The sequence below is a fragment of the Ruminococcus sp. 1001136sp1_2201st1_G3_2201SCRN_220225 genome (assembly GCF_040924365.1).
GTDB classification, from domain to species: domain Bacteria; phylum Bacillota; class Clostridia; order Lachnospirales; family Lachnospiraceae; genus Blautia_A; species Blautia_A faecis.
Genome location: NZ_JBCOME010000044.1, coordinates 1 through 18763, shown reverse-complemented (window position 1 = coordinate 18763; position 18763 = coordinate 1). Strand labels below are relative to the sequence as shown.

Annotated in this window: 18 protein-coding genes and 1 riboswitch; of the genes, 17 read left to right on the top strand and 1 reads right to left on the bottom strand. The window is 43.0% G+C overall.

What is annotated here, in order from left to right; translation table 11 throughout:
- The first annotated feature begins 7 nt into the window (after window positions 1-7).
- The 9 genes from AB5642_RS13905 (at window position 8) to hisI (ending at window position 7195) form a co-directional block, all read left to right on the top strand.
- Window positions 8-619 (top strand): hypothetical protein, encoded by a 612-nt coding sequence (locus AB5642_RS13905; RefSeq protein ID WP_173718994.1) that lies wholly within the window; start codon window positions 8-10, stop codon window positions 617-619.
- 13 nt (window positions 620-632) lie between these two features.
- Window positions 633-1613: an RluA family pseudouridine synthase gene (locus AB5642_RS13900; RefSeq protein ID WP_173718995.1), complete on the top strand. Its 981-nt coding sequence runs from the start codon at window positions 633-635 to the stop codon at window positions 1611-1613.
- A 1-nt stretch (window position 1614) separates the two neighbouring features.
- Window positions 1615-2184 (top strand): signal peptidase I, encoded by a 570-nt coding sequence (lepB, locus tag AB5642_RS13895; protein ID WP_173716740.1) that lies wholly within the window; start codon window positions 1615-1617, stop codon window positions 2182-2184.
- Between the two features lie 2 nt (window positions 2185-2186).
- Window positions 2187-2726 (top strand): Holliday junction resolvase RecU, encoded by a 540-nt coding sequence (locus tag AB5642_RS13890; protein WP_173716741.1) that lies wholly within the window; start codon window positions 2187-2189, stop codon window positions 2724-2726.
- A gap of 281 nt (window positions 2727-3007) precedes the next feature.
- Window positions 3008-4144, top strand: coding sequence for an ATP phosphoribosyltransferase regulatory subunit (gene hisZ, locus AB5642_RS13885; protein WP_173716742.1), 1137 nt, complete (start codon window positions 3008-3010; stop codon window positions 4142-4144).
- Entirely contained in the window at window positions 4141-4776 is a 636-nt protein-coding gene (hisG, locus tag AB5642_RS13880) for an ATP phosphoribosyltransferase (protein WP_148463394.1), read from the top strand. Before hisZ ends, hisG begins: the two co-directional genes overlap by 4 nt.
- A gap of 48 nt (window positions 4777-4824) precedes the next feature.
- Complete coding sequence (hisD, locus tag AB5642_RS13875; protein ID WP_173716743.1) at window positions 4825-6138, top strand: histidinol dehydrogenase; 1314 nt, start codon at window positions 4825-4827, stop codon at window positions 6136-6138.
- Window positions 6135-6722, top strand: coding sequence for an imidazoleglycerol-phosphate dehydratase HisB (gene hisB, locus AB5642_RS13870; protein WP_173716744.1), 588 nt, complete (start codon window positions 6135-6137; stop codon window positions 6720-6722). Before hisD ends, hisB begins: the two co-directional genes overlap by 4 nt.
- Before the next feature lie 128 nt (window positions 6723-6850).
- On the top strand, window positions 6851-7195 hold the full coding sequence (gene hisI / locus AB5642_RS13865) for a phosphoribosyl-AMP cyclohydrolase (protein ID WP_118583473.1): 345 nt from the start codon (window positions 6851-6853) through the stop codon (window positions 7193-7195).
- Here the strand turns inward: hisI and AB5642_RS13860 are convergent.
- A complete protein-coding gene (locus tag AB5642_RS13860) occupies window positions 7179-7229 on the bottom strand; it encodes a hypothetical protein (RefSeq protein ID WP_368072645.1) in 51 nt (16 codons plus the stop codon). The two genes, hisI and AB5642_RS13860, sit on opposite strands and share 17 nt — an antisense overlap.
- Before the next feature lie 79 nt (window positions 7230-7308).
- Between AB5642_RS13860 and AB5642_RS13855 the strand changes: the two genes are divergently transcribed.
- The 8 genes from AB5642_RS13855 to AB5642_RS13820 all read left to right on the top strand — a co-directional run.
- Window positions 7309-8739 carry a VanW family protein gene (locus AB5642_RS13855; protein ID WP_173716745.1) on the top strand — a complete coding sequence of 477 codons (1431 nt, stop codon included), beginning with the start codon at window positions 7309-7311 and terminating at the stop codon, window positions 8737-8739.
- A gap of 76 nt (window positions 8740-8815) precedes the next feature.
- Window positions 8816-9015: riboswitch (cobalamin riboswitch) on the top strand.
- A 197-nt stretch (window positions 9016-9212) separates the two neighbouring features.
- Complete coding sequence (locus AB5642_RS13850; RefSeq protein WP_173718996.1) at window positions 9213-12254, top strand: hypothetical protein; 3042 nt, start codon at window positions 9213-9215, stop codon at window positions 12252-12254.
- Window positions 12255-12311: 57 nt separating this feature from the next.
- Entirely contained in the window at window positions 12312-13511 is a 1200-nt protein-coding gene (locus AB5642_RS13845; RefSeq protein WP_173718997.1) for an ABC transporter substrate-binding protein, read from the top strand.
- Between the two features lie 44 nt (window positions 13512-13555).
- Window positions 13556-14608, top strand: a complete 1053-nt coding sequence (locus AB5642_RS13840) for an iron ABC transporter permease (protein WP_237925895.1) — start codon at window positions 13556-13558, stop codon at window positions 14606-14608.
- 1 nt (window position 14609) lies between these two features.
- Window positions 14610-15710, top strand: a complete 1101-nt coding sequence (locus AB5642_RS13835; RefSeq protein ID WP_368371697.1) for an ABC transporter ATP-binding protein — start codon at window positions 14610-14612, stop codon at window positions 15708-15710.
- Between the two features lie 93 nt (window positions 15711-15803).
- A complete protein-coding gene (locus AB5642_RS13830) occupies window positions 15804-16667 on the top strand; it encodes a YitT family protein (protein ID WP_173718999.1) in 864 nt (287 codons plus the stop codon).
- 74 nt (window positions 16668-16741) lie between these two features.
- Window positions 16742-17680 (top strand): alpha/beta hydrolase, encoded by a 939-nt coding sequence (locus AB5642_RS13825; RefSeq protein ID WP_330590279.1) that lies wholly within the window; start codon window positions 16742-16744, stop codon window positions 17678-17680.
- A 3-nt stretch (window positions 17681-17683) separates the two neighbouring features.
- The coding region (locus AB5642_RS13820; protein WP_368371696.1) for an alcohol acetyltransferase at window positions 17684-18763 on the top strand (1080 nt) is incomplete at its 3' end.

The following is an 18763-nucleotide window of genomic DNA, read 5'->3' as shown; positions in this document are numbered from 1 at the left end:
TGTTTTCATGAAACTAATGCAGACAAACAAAGGAGAATTCGGATATCTGAAGCGTGAACGAAAGCGCAGGATCATAATTGCTGCCATTATGCTTGGTGTCCCCGTTTTTATTTTTATCAGTATGTGGATCTACCTAGGTACCAGAAATTCTATCTGGACGATCATTGCTCTGGTAGGATCTCTTCCAGGCTGTAAGGCTGTGGTAGATGTAATCATGGTCTATCTGGCAAAGCCTGTAGATCCGGTCCTGTACAAGAAGATCCATGCGCATCAGGGTGATCTTGTAATGGCGTACGAGATGTATATGACTTTCTATGAAAAAAAATGCACCATAGATGCCATTGCCGTGTGCGGAAATACCGTAGTCGGTTATACCAGTGATCCGAAAGCAGATACAAATTTTATGGCTGCAGAAGCCCAGAAACTGGTTCGCAAAAACGGCTATAAAGTAGATGTAAAAATTCTTGGAGAGCTTCGTCCTTTCCTGGAACGTCTTGATTCTATGAACGAACACAAGGAATCCTTAGAAGAAGGGCTTCGCTTTACACCAGATCCAAGATATCCTGATTTTACCAGAGATGAAATGGTGAAGCATGTGATCCTGAATTTGTGTATCTAAGGGGATATCCAGCATGAAAGAGTTTATTATTAATGAAAATGAAGCGGGACAGCGCTTTGACAAATATTTAGGAAAGCTTCTCCGTGAAGCCCCCAAAAGCTTTTTTTACAAAATGCTCCGCAAGAAAAATATTACCTTAAACGGTGGCAGAGCCACTGGAAATGAGAAGCTTTCCACTGGTGACCACGTAAAGCTTTTCCTTTCGGATGAAACTTTCGGGAAATTTGCAGGAGTACAGGAAACGGTAGCAAGAGCTCATCAGAAGCTTGATATTGTATACGAAGACGACAATATCCTTCTGATTAACAAACCTGTGGGAATGCTTTCCCAGCCTGCAGATGATAAGGAACCATCACTGGTAGAATTTCTGACGGGGTATCTTCTGGAAAGCGGAGCGGTTACAGAGGCGTCTTTACATACCTTCCGCCCATCTGTCTGCAATCGTCTGGACCGCAATACCAGCGGACTTGTGGCTGCGGGGAAGTCCCTGGCAGGACTTCAGGAGCTTTCTTCATTGTTTCATGATCGAAGCCTTCACAAATTTTACCGCTGCCTGGTAAATGGTGTTATAAAAAATGAAAAATATATCAAAGGATATTTGCATAAAGACGAAAAATGTAATAAAGTAACAGTACAGGAAACGGAAACATCCGGAGCACTTCCCATTGAGACCAGATACCGTCCCCTTGAAGATAACGGAACCGTTACCCTTCTTGAGGTGGAGCTGATCACCGGACGCACACATCAGATCAGGGCACACCTTGCAGGAACTGGTCATCCCCTTATTGGAGATTACAAGTACGGCAGGCGTACCTTAAACGATGAATACTGCAGAAAGTATGGTCTGAAATCGCAGCTGCTTCACGCATACAGGTTGGAAATCCCGGAAATTGAAGGGCGTCTTTCCTATCTGTCTGGCAAAGAGTTCACGGCTCCTTTGCCTTATCTGTTTCAAAAAATCCTGAAAGAGGAACACGTAGAGGAGAATAAATAATATGAAAATCTGGCATGAAGTATGGGACTATATAAAAATGATCATCATTGTAGTTGCTATAGTCCTGGTTATCAACAATGTAGTACTGATCAACGCAAAAATCCCTTCTCCATCCATGGAGAAGACTATTATGACCGGCGACCGTATCTTTGGATTCCGTCTTGCATATGGTATCAATCTGGATCTGTTTGGACATGAGATTTCCAAAAAAGTCAAGGATCCCGAGCGCTTTGACATTGTAATTTTCAAGTATCCGGATGATGAAAGCCAGCTTTTCATCAAACGTGTGATCGGACTTCCGGGAGAGACTGTTGAGATCAAAGACGGAAAGGTATACATCGACGGTTCTGAGACTGCTCTTGATGATTCCTTTATTCCAGAGAAAATGCAGGGAAGCTTCGGTCCATATACAGTTCCGGATAATTGCTATTTTATGCTGGGTGATAACCGAAATGATTCTAAGGATTCCCGCTTCTGGAAGAACACGTTCGTCCGCTTTGACCAGATCGTAGGGAAAGCAGTTGTAAGATATTATCCTTCCATCAAGCTTCTTGGCTACGAGGAACCGTAAGAATGGCGACATGGAACAGCAGAGGGCTCCGGGGTTCTACCCTGGAGGACCTTGTAAACCGAACAAACGATCAGTACAGGGAGAAGGGACTTGCTCTGATACAGAAGATTCCCACTCCCATCACTCCGGTACGCATGGACAAAGAGAACCGTCACATTACTCTGGCATACTTTGACCAGCGAAGTACTGTTGACTATATAGGTGCAGTACAGGGAATTCCTGTCTGCTTTGATGCAAAGGAATGCAGCGCCCAGACGTTTCCTCTGGCAAATATTCATCCTCATCAGGTGAAATTTATGGAGGACTTTGAAAAACAGAATGGCGTGGCATTTTTTCTTATATTTTTCAGTCAGTTGAACTTATTTTATTATCTGCCTTTTCGGGAACTGTTGGCATACTGGAGACGGATGGAAGAGGGCGGACGGAAAAGCTTCCGCAGGGAGGAACTGGATGAGAAGTATTACCTGCCGAAAAAGAGCGGCTTTCTGGTTCCTTATTTAGAGGGATTAAAGTTGGATCTGGAAACACGCGTGTTGCCATAACACACGCAACGTTACTGTTCACTCCGTTTACAGTAACACGCTTCGCGATGAACAGAAATCATGCTTTGCATGATTTCGCGCCGCAACTCTCGGGTTTTCTGTGAACTTTGTTCACAAAAAACATCTCGCGGAATGTTACCAGTGAACAGTAACCACGCAACACTTCGTCTTGACAATCTTGGAATATTCCACTATAATCAACATTGATTTCGCATTATCGTAGTAGCGTGATAAAGCGTTATGTAATTAACAAGCAAGAAACAACATGGAGGAAACATGATATGCAGAGAATTTTTCATACGCCGGAGGGTGTACGGGATATTTACAGTCAGGAATGCAGCCGAAAACAAAAGCTTCAGGAAAAGCTTCACCGTGTATTCCATCAGTATGGCTTTGAAGATATAGAAACTCCCACATTTGAATATTTTGAAGTGTTTAGTAAAGAAGTGGGAACCATTCCCTCCAGGGATCTTTATAAATTTTTTGACAGAGAAGGCAATACCCTTGTTCTTCGACCTGACTTTACACCGTCCGTTTCCAGAGCCTGTGCTACCTATTTTAACCCTGAAAAAGAAGTAGTAAGTCTGTGTTATACAGGCAACACTTTTATCAATAATTCCAGCTTTCGCGGAAGATTGAAAGAGACAACCCAGATGGGCGTTGAGCGTATGGGCGATGATTCACCGGAAGCAGATGCAGAGATTCTGGCTATGACAGTAGAGTGTCTGCTTGCGACAGGACTTACCGAATTTCAGGTAAGCGTTGGGCAGGTTGACTATTATAAAGCGATTTTTGCCCAGACAGGCTTGAGCCAGGAAGAGGAAGAAGAGCTTCGGGAGCTGATTTCCCAGAAAAACTATTTTGGTGTGGAAGAGCTTGTAAAGAATAAGAACATGGATAAATCCCTTGCAAGAGTTCTTTCCCAGCTTCCTCAGATGTTCGGATCGACAGAAGTTCTGGAAAAGGCAAAATCCCTTACGGACAATCCACAGGCATTAAAGGCGGTTGCGCGTCTGGAAGAAATCTATGAGCTTCTGAAGGTTTACGGCTATGAGAAATACGTTACTTTTGATTTTGCAATGTTAAGCAAATATCATTACTATACCGGAATCATTTTCCAGGCTTATACCTATGGTACAGGAGAAGCGTTGATCAAGGGCGGACGCTACAATCAGCTGATGAAGCATTTCGGCAAGCCTGCTGCATCCATCGGGTTTGCCATTGTAGTAGATAACCTTCTGATGGCTCTTTCCAGACAGAAAATCGAAATGGAGGGAGAGGAGGGCGTTACGGTTATCACTTACCGCAAAGAAAACCGTATCCAGGCAATCCAGAAGGCCAAAGAGCTTCGCGCCCAGGGCAGAAATGTAGCCCTTCGCCCAGAGAAAGTAACTAAGGTTTGTGAGGTGGAATTATGAGATATCTGACTTTTGCCCTTACCAAGGGAAGACTTGCAGACAAAACCCTTGCCATGCTTGAGAAAATCGGGATCACCTGCGAAGAGATGAAAGATAAGGATTCCCGTAAACTGATTTTTGTAAATGAAGAATTAAAGCTTCGTTTTTTCCTTGCCAAAGGACCAGATGTACCTACATATGTAGAATATGGCGCAGCTGACATCGGAATTGTCGGAAAGGATACGATCCTGGAAGAAGGCCGTAAGCTTTACGAGGTAATGGATCTTGGATTTGGAGCCTGCCGCATGTGTGTTTGCGGACCTGAAAGTGCCAAACCCCTTCTGAATTCAAATCAGCTGATTCGTGTGGCAACCAAATATCCAAACATTGCCAAAGATTATTTCTATAATAAGAAACATCAGACTGTGGAAATCATTAAGCTGAATGGTTCTATTGAGCTTGCCCCTATTGTAGGTCTTTCTGAAGTGATTGTGGATATCGTTGAGACCGGAAGCACACTTCGTGAAAATGGACTGAAGGTGTTAGAAGAAGTTTGCCCTCTTTCAGCAAGAATGGTTGTGAATCAGGTAAGCATGAAAATGGAAAATGAAAGAATCAGTAAGCTGATTGAAGATTTACGAAAGGTAATCTGAAATTACTGTTTTTTCTGGAATAAAATAAAATTGGAAGGATCGATCACAATGCGTACAGTAAGATTAACAAAAGAATCTACCAAAGATATCCTGGAAAATCTTTTAAAACGGAGCCCTAATAATTACGGCAAGTTCGAAGCCGCAGTAGCAGATATTCTTGCAAATGTAAAAGAAAAAGGGGATGAAGCTCTTTTTTCTTACACAAAAGAATTTGATAAAGTAGAGGTAACTCCGGAAACCATACGTGTAACCGAAGCGGAAATTGAAGAAGCATATAAAGCAGTTGATGCATCCTTATTGGAAGTTATCCGCAAGGCACTTGTAAACATCCGCAGCTACCATGAGAAACAGCGTCAGAACAGTTGGTTTACCAGTACCGAAAATGGCACCATGCTTGGTCAGAAGGTAACACCATTAAATCGTGTAGGTGTTTATGTTCCAGGCGGAAAAGCAGTTTATCCTTCTTCTGTATTAATGAATATTGTGCCGGCAAAAGTGGCAGGAGTACCTCACATCGTTATGACCACACCTCCTGGGAAAGACGGTAAAGTAAATCCATCCACTCTGGTTGCTGCCAAAGAAGCAGGCGCTGATGAGATCTATAAAGTTGGTGGTGCACAGGCAATCGGAGCACTTGCTTATGGTACTGCAAGCATCCCAAAGGTAGACAAGATCGTAGGACCTGGCAACATTTTTGTAGCCCTTGCAAAAAAGGCTGTTTATGGACATGTGAGCATTGATTCCATCGCTGGTCCAAGTGAGATCCTTGTCCTTGCAGATGAAACTGCAAATGCACACTATGTAGCAGCAGATCTTCTTTCTCAGGCAGAACACGATGAGATGGCTTCTGCAATCCTCATTACTACCAGTACAGAACTGGCACAGAATGTAGAGAAAGAGATTGAAGGCTATCTGAAGGTTCTTTCCAGAAAAGAGATCATCGAAAAATCTCTGGAGAATTTTGGATATATCCTTATTGCAGAAGATATGGATGAAGCAATTGAAGCAGCGAATGAGATTGCTTCGGAACATATGGAAATTGTCACTAAGAACGCTTTTGAGGTAATGATGAAGGTACGAAATGCAGGCGCTATTTTCATTGGAGAGTACAGTTCTGAACCTCTTGGTGATTATTTCGCGGGACCGAACCACGTTCTTCCTACCAACGGAACAGCCAAGTTCTTCTCTGCACTTTCCGTTGACGATTTTATTAAGAAATCCAGTATTGTATATTATTCCAGGTCTGCATTACAGGAAATCCACAAGGACATCATCCAGTTTGCATCCTCAGAGCAGCTAACTGCACACGCCAACTCCATTGCAGTCCGCTTTGAAGAGGAAGATAAAAAGGAGCAGTCATGACAAGAGAAGCTACTGTTGAACGAAATACAAAGGAAACTAAAATTGCCATAAAGCTGAATCTGGACGGAACCGGAAAAAGCAGTCTGGATACAGGTGTGGGATTTTTCGATCACATGTTAGATGGCTTTACCCGCCACGGACTTTTTGATCTGGATATAAAGGTAAAGGGTGATCTTCAGGTTGACGATCATCATACCATTGAAGATACGGGAATTGTTCTTGGCACAGCTATTAAAGAAGCGGTTGGAGACAAGAAAGGAATCAGGCGTTACGGAAGCTGCATCCTTCCAATGGATGAGTGTCTTGTGCTTTGCGCCATTGATCTCGGGGGACGCCCGTATCTTTCCTTCGAAGGTACGTTTACCAGTGAAAAAATTGGAGATATGTCCACAGAAATGGTGAAGGAATTCTTTTACGCCATTTCTTATACGGCAGCCATGAATCTTCACATTAAGGTTCTAACACCGGGAAATAATCACCATATGGCAGAAGCCATGTTCAAAAGCTTTGCAAAGGCGCTGGATATGGCGGTAGCTTATGATCCTCGTATTACAGATGTGCTTTCTACGAAGGGAAGTCTCTAAGGGCAGAACAAACAGAATTACAATTAAGACGATATGATATATGCCACTTGTTTTCATTTTTTTCGAATTGAGCATGAAAGCAGGTGGCATAATTGCAGAAGAATTTTTCATAAAGGAGTATTAAAAATATGGAACAGAACCAATTAAAGTCCAAAATGTCCTGGTCAGATTTCAAATTAAACAGTGACGGCATGGTTCCGGTTATTGTGCAGGATTACAAAACAGACGAAGTTCTTATGCTTGCGTACATGAACGAGAAAGCATACCTTACCACTCTGAAGCTGGGAAAAATGACTTACTGGAGCCGCAGCCGCAACGAGCTCTGGACCAAAGGACTAACCTCCGGTCATGTTCAGTATGTGAAATCATTGACTATTGACTGTGATAATGATACAATTCTGGCAAAAGTAGAGCAGGTAGGGGCTGCATGCCATACCGGAAACCGGACATGCTTTTTTACCCCATTGCTCTAAAGCCTGTTTGAAAAATCATTCCTGCAATCTGCACGCCCCACTTTGCGATATATTTTGCAGAAAGCCTTTTTCAAACACGCTCTAAAAAAGACTGCAAAAGGTAAAATTATTACATGAAAAAACAAGTGAAAAACGGTGTGATCAAAGTTCTGATCCTGGTTCTGATTCTGGCAGGTGCGTATGGGCTGTGGTGTCATTTTCTTACAGATAATGTAATCTGGAAGAAGCTTAAAATAAACGGCATAGCCATTCAGGGAATGACCAAAGAGGAAGCCATTGACGCAATTTCAAAAGATTTTCAGGAAAAATATGAGAACACACAGATGACCATTACCCTGAATGGAAAGAACTTTAAGGTATCCATCTATCCTGTTCTCGGTCTTGATGTAAAATCAATTGTAGAAAGTGCCTATGCTCTTGGACATGGTGCCTGGTTTACTCATGGAACTGACCGCATCGAACTGATGAACAGCAAGACAAAGGAAGAAGTCACCCTTATGCCAGAAGCCCGAAACAAAGACGAACTGGACAAGCTTCTGGAGGATGCTGGAATTTCAAAGGGATCCACCACTATACAGACTTCCTGTGAACTTACAGATACAGAGCTGGTTATCACTAAGGGAAAAACCGGAATCGGTCCGGATATGGATGCATTGAAAGAAGCGATTCTAAAAGCAATTTCCATAGAAGATTATGAAGCTGTTATCGAATGTCCTACTATGAAGACACCGCCAGAGGAACTGGATCTGGAAGCCTATTATGAAAAAGTACATACAGATGCCACAGATGCTTCTCTGGGGGAAAATAATGAAATTATTCCGGCAGTTACCGGAATTTCATTTGATGTGAAGTCAGCTGCAAAGAAGCTGGAAAAAGCAAAAGAAGGGGCAAAGATTACCATCCCCCTTGAAATAACCCTACCCGAAGTTTCTACAGAAGAGATAGAAGCCCTTCCTTATCTGAATCTTCTTGGTACTTATACTACATATGGCGGAGGTACCGAAAACCGTGTTGCCAATTTGAAGCTTGCCGTGGAAGCCTGTGATGGAATGGAACTTCAGCCAGGACAGATTTTTTCCTACAACGATACTTTAGGTCCACGTACTGAGGAACGAGGGTACAGGGAAGCAACTGTAATTGTAGGAGGCGAACATGCCCAGGATATCGGAGGCGGAATCTGCCAGATTTCCACTACGTTGTTTATGGCATGCCTGCAGTCTGATCTGACCATTGTTGAGCGTCATAATCACGCTGCCCGAATTGATTATGTTGAGGATGGTCTGGACGCAGCAGTGGTGTGGGGAGGTCAGGATTTCCGTTTTCAGAATAATACTGCTTATCCAATTAAAATTGAAGCCTCTTACGATGAAAAAGAGGAAGCCGTAACGGTATCCATTTACGGAACCCAAACTGACAATAATACGGTAGAGATTACTACAGAGCATTCCGATCCAAACACCTGTAAAACCTACCGCAGTGTCTACGATGAGAATGGAACACTTCTCCGCACAGATGAAGTCGGGTACAGTAAATACAAGCAATAACCCTATAAATCTATTGATTTCGACATAACGGTCTGCTATAATGAGGTGAATTGAATAAATCCGTTTTCAGTGCCAGACATATCTGTCTGCTACAGCGTGCAGATTGTGGGAATATTTTTCAACACGCTCTAAGAGGGAATCAGGTGAAAGTCCTGAACGATCCGGTCACTGTAACCAGGGAGTAGAATCCAGTGAAACCATTGGTATATTGCTGAGAAGGATGGATTCTGTGTTGATCTGTAAGTCAGGAAACCTGCTGAATTCGTTTAATGAAAGCTTCCGAAGAAAGTACTTCATTCTCATTAATATATTTGATAATACAATATATTGAATTTTTAGTGCCTGTTTTCTCAGAGGAAGCAGGCATTTTTTTGAAATAATCCTGTCAGGATTGCCCATTGTACAAACAGGCTCCAGAAGCAATTGGGATTTATTCAAATTATAAAATAATAGGAAGAATCGAGGAAAAAGAAATGAAAAGAAATTCAAAACGCTTTCTTGCACTGTTCCTTTCCGTCGCGATGACGGTCACTCCTGCTGTACTTACACAGGCAGAAAATGAGGATGCAAACGTACAGGTTTCTGTTACACCAACTCCAGAAACAGAGGCGGAGAAGACTGCTGTTGCTGCTGAGACCCCTGTGCAGGAGAACGCAACAGCTGAGGAAGAAAACACTGACACTACAGTAACTCCGGCAGCAGTGGATGCCTCTGCTGTGAAAGAGACACCTGCTGCTACAGAAACACCTGCCTCTGAGACCACTCCTGAGGTTACTGCATCACCTGCTGAAGAAAGCAAAAATGAGGAAGCAGAAGCTCCACAGCCTACAGCTGCACCAGAAACAACAGAAGAGGGCAAAACCGAAGAGACAGATAAACCAGAAACAAAGCCAGAGGATCTGAACCCAGATGGTTCCAACATGACCATTGACAAGGAAGATAACAGTGCATATAAAATGCTTAAAATCAAAAGCTCTTCTGCTGAATTAAATGGTGATAAAATTAAGATAACCCTCAATACTGACGGAAAGAACTATGAGAAGCTTTATCTTGGTTCTAAAGAAGATCCTGACGAAGCAAAAAATGCAGCAGCAATCGTTGGTACAGAAAATGAAGATGGTTATACTTTCATTTTTGAGGTTCCTGCCAGTGAACAGGTCCAGACTTTCAGCATCGTACCATTTTCTGTGAAAAATCAGAAATGGTACACAAATATGGCTTTGAAACTGAACGTTCCAGGAATGAAAGCCCCGGAACCAACAGCTACTCCAGAGCCAACTGCAGCCCCTGAGCCAACTGCCACTCCACTGCCAACTGCAGCTCCAACCCAGGCACCAGCCCAGAATGAGATTACAGATGCCGGAATCAAGCTTGTAAAAGAAAACGGTGATGAATTTGCAATGTTCGTAATCACCGGTTCCACTGTAAAGGTTTCGGAGGATAAATATATTGTCACACTTTCTACCGCAAAACAGAATTATGACATGATCTATCTTGGCAGTTTCAATGACTCCGATAAAGAAGCAAATGCCATCAAAGGAGTTGAAAACAGTGCAGGAGGCTATACCTACACCTTTGAAGTTACTGCAAGCAAGGAAGCTCAGACAATAGCAGTCGTTCCTCATTCCAAGAAGAGCCAGAACTGGTACGCAAAGGGTATATTGACGATTACCGTACCGGCAGTTCCAGGATATGGAGAGGCTGCTCCAACACCAGAACCAACTGTTTCTCCGGCGCCTACCGAAGCACCGGTTGAGACTCCGGCACCAACCGGAACACCTGCTCCAACTGAAACTCCAGTGCCAAGCACAACTCCGGAAGCAGCCAACACCCCAGAGCCAACAGCAACCCCAGCTCCAGGCAGCTGTACAAGCGGAATTTACAATGTTACAGTTAACTCCAGTTCATCTATGTTCCGTGTAATTGACTGTGTCCTTACTTCCAAAAACGGAAAAATGACAGCTGTTCTTACTTTAAGCGGAACTGGTTACGACTATCTATGTCTGGGAACAAAAGAAGAAGCTGCCGCAGCAGATTCCTCCACCTGGGTTCCATATGTGGCAGACGCAAATGGCAAATATACATATGAGATTCCTGTTGAAGCCCTGGATAATGGAATTGCAGTTGCTGCTTTTTCCCACAAAAACCAGATCTGGTATGACAGGATCCTGACTTTCCAGTCCAGCACTTTGAATAAGATAGCTGACGTACAGGATGATCCGCAGCCAGACACTGCTCCTGACACAACAATCACAGCAACTCCTGCACCCACTGCAAAACCAAATAAAAAACCGACAGCAACCCCTACACCAACAGCAACTCCAAAGCCAGACAAGAAACCGGAAGAGGAATCCAAATACGAATCTGACTTAAGCGGCGGAACAGCATCTGTAAACAGTTCTACTACATTAGCAGATGGAACCTATACTCCTGACAGCTTCTCCTGGTCTGGTGGCTCTGGAAAGGTCAATATTTCCTGTAACAAAGTTACGGTAACAAATGGTCAGGCATATGCGACTATTGTATTCAGCAGTGAATATTACGGTTATGTAAAAGCCAATGGAAATAAATATTACGGTGCATGCGGCGGCGGAACTTCTACTTTCACAATTCCGGTAGCACTGAACCAGAATAATACGATCATTGGTATGACAACCAGAATGTCCCAGGCTCATGAAATCACTTACACCATTTATATCGCTTTAAAGGGTGCAAACGATCCGAAGAAAACAGACAAGGATAACCCGGCAGAGGACAACAGCATGCTTTCCACAGGAAACAAGAAGCTGGATGATTCTGCACCAGAGATCACAGGTCTTGAGTATAAAGACGAAACTACTCTTGAGCATGCAAAATACTTTAAGCTTTATCACTACGCAAAGGGCATTACCCTTCTTGAAGTAGATATGACAACAGATACTGCAAGAAAACCGGAAACTGTTGATTCCGGAAAAGAAAATGCAAAAACAGAAGCTGCTGATTCCCAGGAACTTACAGGTACAGAAAAGCTCTACATGGGCAATGTTGTAAAATACCTGATCGTACCTGAGGGTGCTGTTATCCCTGCAGGACTTGATAAAGATGTAATCGTGATCAACCAGCCGGTAGAATCTGCTTATGTGGCTTCCACAGATGCTCTTAACATTTTGGATAAGCTTGATCTTACAGACAACGTTACTGCTCTTGGAATGGAAAAAGAGGACTGTACGGTAGACAGCCTTACAGCTGCTCTGGAAGATGGTTCCGTAACTTTTGCAGGAAAAGATGAAGATACAGATTACAAAGCTCTTGTAAAGAGTCAGTGTGGTATTTCTATCCTTTCTTCTGATATTCTCCCGACAGAGGAAGCAGACACAGAAGCAAAAGAAAACCTTCTGAAAGATTCCGCAGAGAAATATTCCACTCTGAAAATCCCGTTTATCGTAGACCGTTCTGCAGATGAAAAGGATGACAATGCAAAAGCTGAGTGGGAAAAAGCTTACGAAGCAATTTTTGTAACTGATGAGGAAGAATAAATTATTATTCTTCACCATATGCACAGTAGCAAGAATAATCAGCAGGAGAAAATAAAAATGTATGACAAAAAGCTGAAATATAAAATTTTAAGTATTTTTGCAGCAGCAGTAATGACATTTTCTGCCATTACTCCGGTATGGGCAGAAGAGGAAAACCTGGAAGCAGATGCTTCCGGGGAGACCTCTTCTGACACATCAGAAGAAAATGCTGCACCTGAAATTGCAGGTCTGACTTATGAATCCGCCATGGATCTGTCTTTTGCAGAATGCTTTGATGTGTATTATTATAATGACGGTTACAAACTTCTGGACATCCATGATGATGCCAGATATCTGATCGTCCCAGAGGGCAAAGAGGCACCCGATGATCTGGATCCTGAAATCCAGATCCTTCATCAGCCACTTGACACCATCTACATGGCAGCCACTTCCCCAATGGCATTGTTCGATGCAATCGGAAGTGTAGACTCCATCAAGCTGTCAGGTCTCGATGCTTCCGGCTGGTATATCCAGTCAGCTGTTGATGCTATCAATAACGGCGAAATGACTTTTGCGGGAAAATACGATGAACCGGATTACGAGCTTCTGGTAGGTGACGACTGTGATCTTGCAATAGAGTCTACCATGATCCTTCATGCACCGAAGGTACAGGAGATGATCGAAACTCTTGGAATTCCTGTTTTCACCGATCGTTCCAGCTATGAGAGCCAGCCCCTTGGACGTACAGAGTGGATCAAGCTTTATGGCGCAATGATGAACAAAGAAGAGGAGGCAAAGACCTTCTTTGACCAGCAGGCACAGGTTATTGAAACGCTAAAGGACTTTACAAATACAGAAAAAACAGTTGCATTTTTTTACATCAATACCAGCGGTTCTCCTGTAGTACGTAATCCTAAAGATTATATTTCCAGCATGATCGAGATTGCCGGTGGAAGAAATGCATTCGCAGATCTTCAGGATGACAGTGGAAAAACTTCCGTTGCCATTACCATGGAGGAATTCTATAATACTGCGTCAGATGCAGATTATCTGATCTACAACTCCAGTATTGACGCGTCCGTAAAAAGCATAGACGATCTCCTTGCAAAGGAAAGTCTGATGGCTGATTTTAAAGCCGTAAAAGAGGGAAATGTCTGGGTAACTGATGATTCCATGTACCAGCATACAGATACAATTGGTGAACTGATCACAGATCTGAACCTGATGCTTACCGGCGGAAGTGAAAAGGATATGACTTTTCTTCATAAGCTGAGCTGACAGCAGGTTCTGTTGTAAATGAAACAAAAATGGAGAAAAATAAAATGAGCAATCAATCCGCTGGAACCAGCTTCCACATGGAAAATTTTAAGAGACGATCTCGTTATGCTATGGTTTTCATTCTGCTGATCCTGGCCTTTGGCCTGATCACAGTTTTGAATATCAACACAGGAAATGTTCATATTTCTCTGTCTGAGATCTTTGATATCCTGATGAAAAAAGCCACAGATACAAAAGAATACAGCATCATCTGGAAAATCCGTCTTCCCAGGATCCTGATGGCTGCCATTCTTGGAGGTGCCTTATCCCTATCTGGTTTTCTTCTTCAGACCTTTTTTGAAAATCCCATTGCAGGACCTTTTGTTCTGGGAATTTCTTCCGGTGCAAAAATGGTAGTAGCTCTTACCATGATTTATTATCTTGGCAGAGCCGTAAACGTAACTTCTTACACTCTGATCATTGCAGCTTTTATTGGTTCCCTGATTTCCATTGGTTTTATTCTTCTGATTTCAAAAAGGATCAAGCACATGGCCACCCTTCTGGTTGCTGGAATCATGATTGGCTATATCTGTTCTGCAGTAACTGATTTTGTGGTAACTTTTGCAGATGATTCCGATATTGTAAATCTTCACGGATGGTCACAGGGAAGCTTCTCCGGTATGAGCTGGAGTAACGTTTACATTTCCTGTGTGGTGGTAGGAATTACCCTGATCCTGACTTTCCTGCTGTCAAAGCCCATCGGTGCTTATCAGCTGGGAGAAGCTTATGCACAAAGCATGGGCGTAAACATCAAATTCTTCCGCGTTGCTTTGATTTTGCTTTCCAGTATTTTATCAGCAACTGTAACTGCTTTTGCAGGACCGATTTCTTTCGTTGGAATTGCAGTCCCATTTCTGATGAAAAGAAGCTTCGGCACATCCAGACCACTTATAATCATTCCGGGAACATTCCTGGGCGGTGCAGTTTTCTGTATGATGTGTGACCTGATTGCCAGAATGGCTTTTGCCCCTCTGGAGCTGAATATCAGTACCGTTACCTCCATCTTTGGAGCACCTGTTGTTATTTTCATGATGTTGCGAAAGAAGAGAGGAAACTGAAATGGATAATTACTATTTTCATATGGATAACCTTTCTGTCGGTTATGACAAAAAGGCCTTAATTCATGATATCTGTATTGGAATAAAAAAAGGGGAGATTGTAACTCTCATTGGTCCAAATGGTTCTGGTAAATCTACGATTCTGAAAAGTATCACAAGACAGCTGCAGATCATTGGTGGAAAAGTTTACTTTGATGATCGCAATCTGAATTCTTTTTCCTATAAAGAGCTTTCCACACGCATGGCAGTGGTTCTTACGGAACGAATGCGTCCGGAACTTATGACCTGTCATGATATTGTGGCAACCGGCCGCTACCCTTATACAGGCAGACTTGGTATCCTTTCAAGAGAAGATGAGGAAAAGGTAGAGGAAGCCATGAGAGCGGTACATGCGGAATCGCTTGGCAGTCGTGACTTTAACAACATCAGTGACGGGCAACGTCAGAGAGTGCTTCTTGCCCGTGCAATCTGCCAGGAGCCGGATATTATTATTCTGGATGAGCCAACCTCTTTCCTTGATATCAAACATAAGCTGGATCTTTTATCTATTCTTCGGGATATGGCAAAAAAGAAGCAGATCACAGTTATCATGTCTCTTCACGAAATCGATCTGGCACAGAAAATTGCAGATAAGATCATCTGCGTAAAGGGAGATACTATTTCTCATTTTGGAAAGCCGGAAGATATTTTTGAAGAGAACATGATCAAGGAGCTGTATGAGATCAACAATGGATTTTTTGATCCCCTGTTTGGAAGTATTGAGCTTCCGAAACCAGACGGAGAAGCGAAAACTTTCGTAATCTGTGGAAACGGCACTGGTATTCCCATATTCCGTCAGCTGCAGAAAGAGCATACACCTTTTATTGCAGGTATTCTTTACACCAATGACGTGGATTACCGCCTGGCAAGACTATTGGCTTCAAAGGTGATCACGGAAGAACCCTTCATGGAAATCAGTGAAGAAGCCTTCCAGAAGGCGCAAAAAGCCATGGAAAGCTGTGAGAGGATGATCTGCACTTCTGTGCCGGTTGGAAGCTGCAATAAGCGCTTAGGAGAGCTTATAGATACAGCGAAGAAGAGCGGGAAAGCAGAATTTGTATAATTCTGCCTTGCGGGATTCTTTGAATCCGTTTCTTTACAGGACTCATTTTTTACGTTATACTGAGTTCACTGAAAGAAGGAGAGGACTCGTTTTATGAAAAAGAATATATTTACAAAAGACAACCTGATGTTCTTTATCATTCTGAATCTGGGATTGATTTTTACAGCGGTTGGAATTTCCATTTTTAAAACCCCCAACCATTTCGCATTTGGTGGTACATCTGGTCTGTCTATTATCCTTTCTACCTTATTTCCGAAATGGAATGTAGGTGCATTTATGTGGATCGTCAATGCAGCACTTGTTGTACTTGGATTTTTCTTCCTTGGAATCCGCTCCATGGGCTGGACTGTCTATTCCTCTTTTGCCCTGTCTTTCTATGTAAGTGCCTGTGAAGCTATTTATCCCCTTAGTTCGCCACTTACACATGACGTGTTTCTGGAGCTGTGTTTTGCAGTGATCCTTCCTGCAGTGGGAGCTGCCATGGTATTTAATGTCGGTGCCTCCACTGGTGGTACTGATATTGTGGCAATGATTTTGCACAAATATACCAGCCTTGAGATCGGGCGTGCCCTTTTGGTCAGCGACCTGGGAATCGTACTGATCGCTGCTTACCTTTACGGTGCCCAGACCGGACTTTACTGTATTCTTGGAATGATCCTGAAATGCACTGTAGTAGACAGTGCTATTGAGAGTCTGAATCTGAGAAAGGTATGTACGATCATTAGCAAATATCCGGAGCAGGTAGAAGAGTTCATCATTAATGACCTGCATCGTTCTGCCACAGAGCAGAAGGCCTTTGGCATCTATACCAAGAAGGAGCAGAAGGTAATGATGACTGTGCTTACCCGAAGCGAGACCAACCGTCTTCGTATTCATTTAAGACAGATTGATCCCCATGCATTTATTACCATTGTAAACAGCAGCGAAATCATTGGAAAAGGCTTCCGTTCTATCTAATGCAGAAGACTGATTTTTCCATAACAGAACAGTCTGATGAAGCTTGATTTTAAAACCAGAAAGGAATACAGGCCATGATTTCCAAAACCATGCGAGCAATTCTCCACACCCTTTCCTACGGCAATATCGAAGTGGAATCCTCCCGCAGACTGGTGGACATTAAGAAACTGGATGCCATGAATATTTTTCTGAAAAAAATGGATATCCAGATTTTCAACGAGGACTACGAAATCCCTCTGCGGATTTATTTTCCTACTGAAGAAGCCATGACAAACGGGGTGGAAAAAGGCCATACTTTTCCAGTTCTTCTATTTTTTCATGGCGGAGGATGGGTGACAGAAAGTGTGGATACCTATAACCGTGTATGTGCCAGAATGTCTCAGTCTACCGGTCATATTGTAGTATCCGTGGAATACAGGCTTGCTCCTGAATACCGTTTTCCAACGGCTCTGATGGACTGTTATGCAGCAGCGAAAGCGCTTTACACCAATAAGCTGATCCTGAATACTGATCCCCGGAAAATCACTATCATGGGTGACAGTGCCGGAGGAAATCTTGCAGCCGCAGTTGCTCTTATGGCAAGGGACAATGGAGAATTTCAGGTATACCGGCAGATTCTTATTTATCCGGCCTTATATAATACGTATACAGCCGCTTCGCCCTATGCCTCGGTGCAGAAGAACGGTACGGACTATCTGCTTACTGCAGTGAAAATGCAGGATTATCTGAATCTGTATGAAAGCTGCCCCGAGGATCGGGTCAACCCTTATTTTGCACCTCTTCTGGCAAGAGATTTTTCTAATATGCCAGAAACCCTGATTCTCACAGCAGAGTTTGATCCTCTTCGTGATGAAGGCGAAGATTATGGAAAAAAACTGGCAGAGGCTGGTAATTATGTGGAAGTACACCGGATCAAAGATGCACTTCACGGCTTCTTTGCTCTTGGAATCCGCTTTTTCCATGTGCAGGAAAGTTTTTCTTATATGAACGAATTCTTAAAAAGGGAAGTGTGAAAATTGAAAGAAGGATATTCGAACTGGAGAAAACTGGATAACGCGGCCCTTGCTTTTCCTCTGGTAACTGGCAAAAATGATACCAGAGTATTTCGTTTTTACTGTGAACTAAAGGAAAATGTAAAACCGGAGCTTCTCCAGGCCGCTCTTGAAAAAACCATGGAAAAATATCCTCTGTTTCAGATGGTTCTCCGAAAAGGATTATTCTGGTTCTACCTGGAACACAGGGATATTCGTCCAATTGTAAAGGAAGAGAAGAAGCCTCCATGCAGCAGGCTGTATGTTCCAGACAAAAAGAATCTTCTTTTTCAGGTCAGCTATTATGAAAAAAGGATCAATTTTGAAGTTTTCCATGCGCTGACAGATGGTACCGGGGCAATGCATTTTCTTCAGGAACTGGTAATCAATTATCTGAAGAAGGCTCACCCGGAACAAAATCTGCCATCTCTGCCAGTCAAGGATACAAGCACCCCCGGTGATCAAGAGGAGGATAGCTTTTCCCAGTATTATTCCTCGGATATTCCCGGAAATTCTGAGAAAAAACCTCGCGCTGTCAGACTTCCGGGAGAACGGCTGCTTCATGAGGATATGCATATTACAGAGATTGTACTTCCGGTAAAAGAGCTTCATGCAAAAGCAAAAGAATACGGTGTCTCCATAACCATTCTGATCACAGCCATGTTTCTTTGTTCCATCCATGAGGAAATTCCCAAGAGCAGGCAAAATCGCCCCATTGCCCTTATGGTTCCTGTAAATCTGCGGAATTATTTTCCCTCACAGTCTATGGCAAATTTTTTTGGCTGGATAGAAGTGGGACATGATTTTTCCCAAACTTCTGATTTTACAGAAATTCTGGCTCACGTGAAAGAGCAGTTTGCCGCAGAACTGGTAGAAGAGAAAATTGCCAGACATATGAATAGCTATGTCCGTCTGGAGAAAAATCCGGTCATCCGTGCAGTTCCCCTGGAAATAAAGAAATATTTCCTTATGCTGGGAGCAAACCTAAGCTCTAGAAGCATTACGGCTGTTTATTCCAATATTGGAATTCTTCGTTTTCCAAAGGAGTATAACCAGTACATTGAC

What these genes read in the sequence shown, in the direction of transcription:
- hisD (WP_173716743.1), top strand. Translation starts at nt 4,825, where the DNA reads ATGCGTACAGTAAGATTAACAAAAGAATCTACCAAAGATATCCTGGAA.
- AB5642_RS13905 (WP_173718994.1), top strand. Translation starts at nt 8, where the DNA reads ATGAAACTAATGCAGACAAACAAAGGAGAATTCGGATATCTGAAGCGT.
- hisB (WP_173716744.1), top strand. Translation starts at nt 6,135, where the DNA reads ATGACAAGAGAAGCTACTGTTGAACGAAATACAAAGGAAACTAAAATT.
- AB5642_RS13855 (WP_173716745.1), top strand. Translation starts at nt 7,309, where the DNA reads ATGAAAAAACAAGTGAAAAACGGTGTGATCAAAGTTCTGATCCTGGTT.
- AB5642_RS13840 (WP_237925895.1), top strand. Translation starts at nt 13,556, where the DNA reads ATGAGCAATCAATCCGCTGGAACCAGCTTCCACATGGAAAATTTTAAG.
- hisG (WP_148463394.1), top strand. Translation starts at nt 4,141, where the DNA reads ATGAGATATCTGACTTTTGCCCTTACCAAGGGAAGACTTGCAGACAAA.
- AB5642_RS13835 (WP_368371697.1), top strand. Translation starts at nt 14,610, where the DNA reads ATGGATAATTACTATTTTCATATGGATAACCTTTCTGTCGGTTATGAC.
- AB5642_RS13830 (WP_173718999.1), top strand. Translation starts at nt 15,804, where the DNA reads ATGAAAAAGAATATATTTACAAAAGACAACCTGATGTTCTTTATCATT.
- lepB (WP_173716740.1), top strand. Translation starts at nt 1,615, where the DNA reads ATGAAAATCTGGCATGAAGTATGGGACTATATAAAAATGATCATCATT.
- AB5642_RS13845 (WP_173718997.1), top strand. Translation starts at nt 12,312, where the DNA reads ATGTATGACAAAAAGCTGAAATATAAAATTTTAAGTATTTTTGCAGCA.
- AB5642_RS13900 (WP_173718995.1), top strand. Translation starts at nt 633, where the DNA reads ATGAAAGAGTTTATTATTAATGAAAATGAAGCGGGACAGCGCTTTGAC.
- AB5642_RS13890 (WP_173716741.1), top strand. Translation starts at nt 2,187, where the DNA reads ATGGCGACATGGAACAGCAGAGGGCTCCGGGGTTCTACCCTGGAGGAC.
- hisI (WP_118583473.1), top strand. Translation starts at nt 6,851, where the DNA reads ATGGAACAGAACCAATTAAAGTCCAAAATGTCCTGGTCAGATTTCAAA.
- AB5642_RS13825 (WP_330590279.1), top strand. Translation starts at nt 16,742, where the DNA reads ATGATTTCCAAAACCATGCGAGCAATTCTCCACACCCTTTCCTACGGC.
- AB5642_RS13850 (WP_173718996.1), top strand. Translation starts at nt 9,213, where the DNA reads ATGAAAAGAAATTCAAAACGCTTTCTTGCACTGTTCCTTTCCGTCGCG.
- hisZ (WP_173716742.1), top strand. Translation starts at nt 3,008, where the DNA reads ATGCAGAGAATTTTTCATACGCCGGAGGGTGTACGGGATATTTACAGT.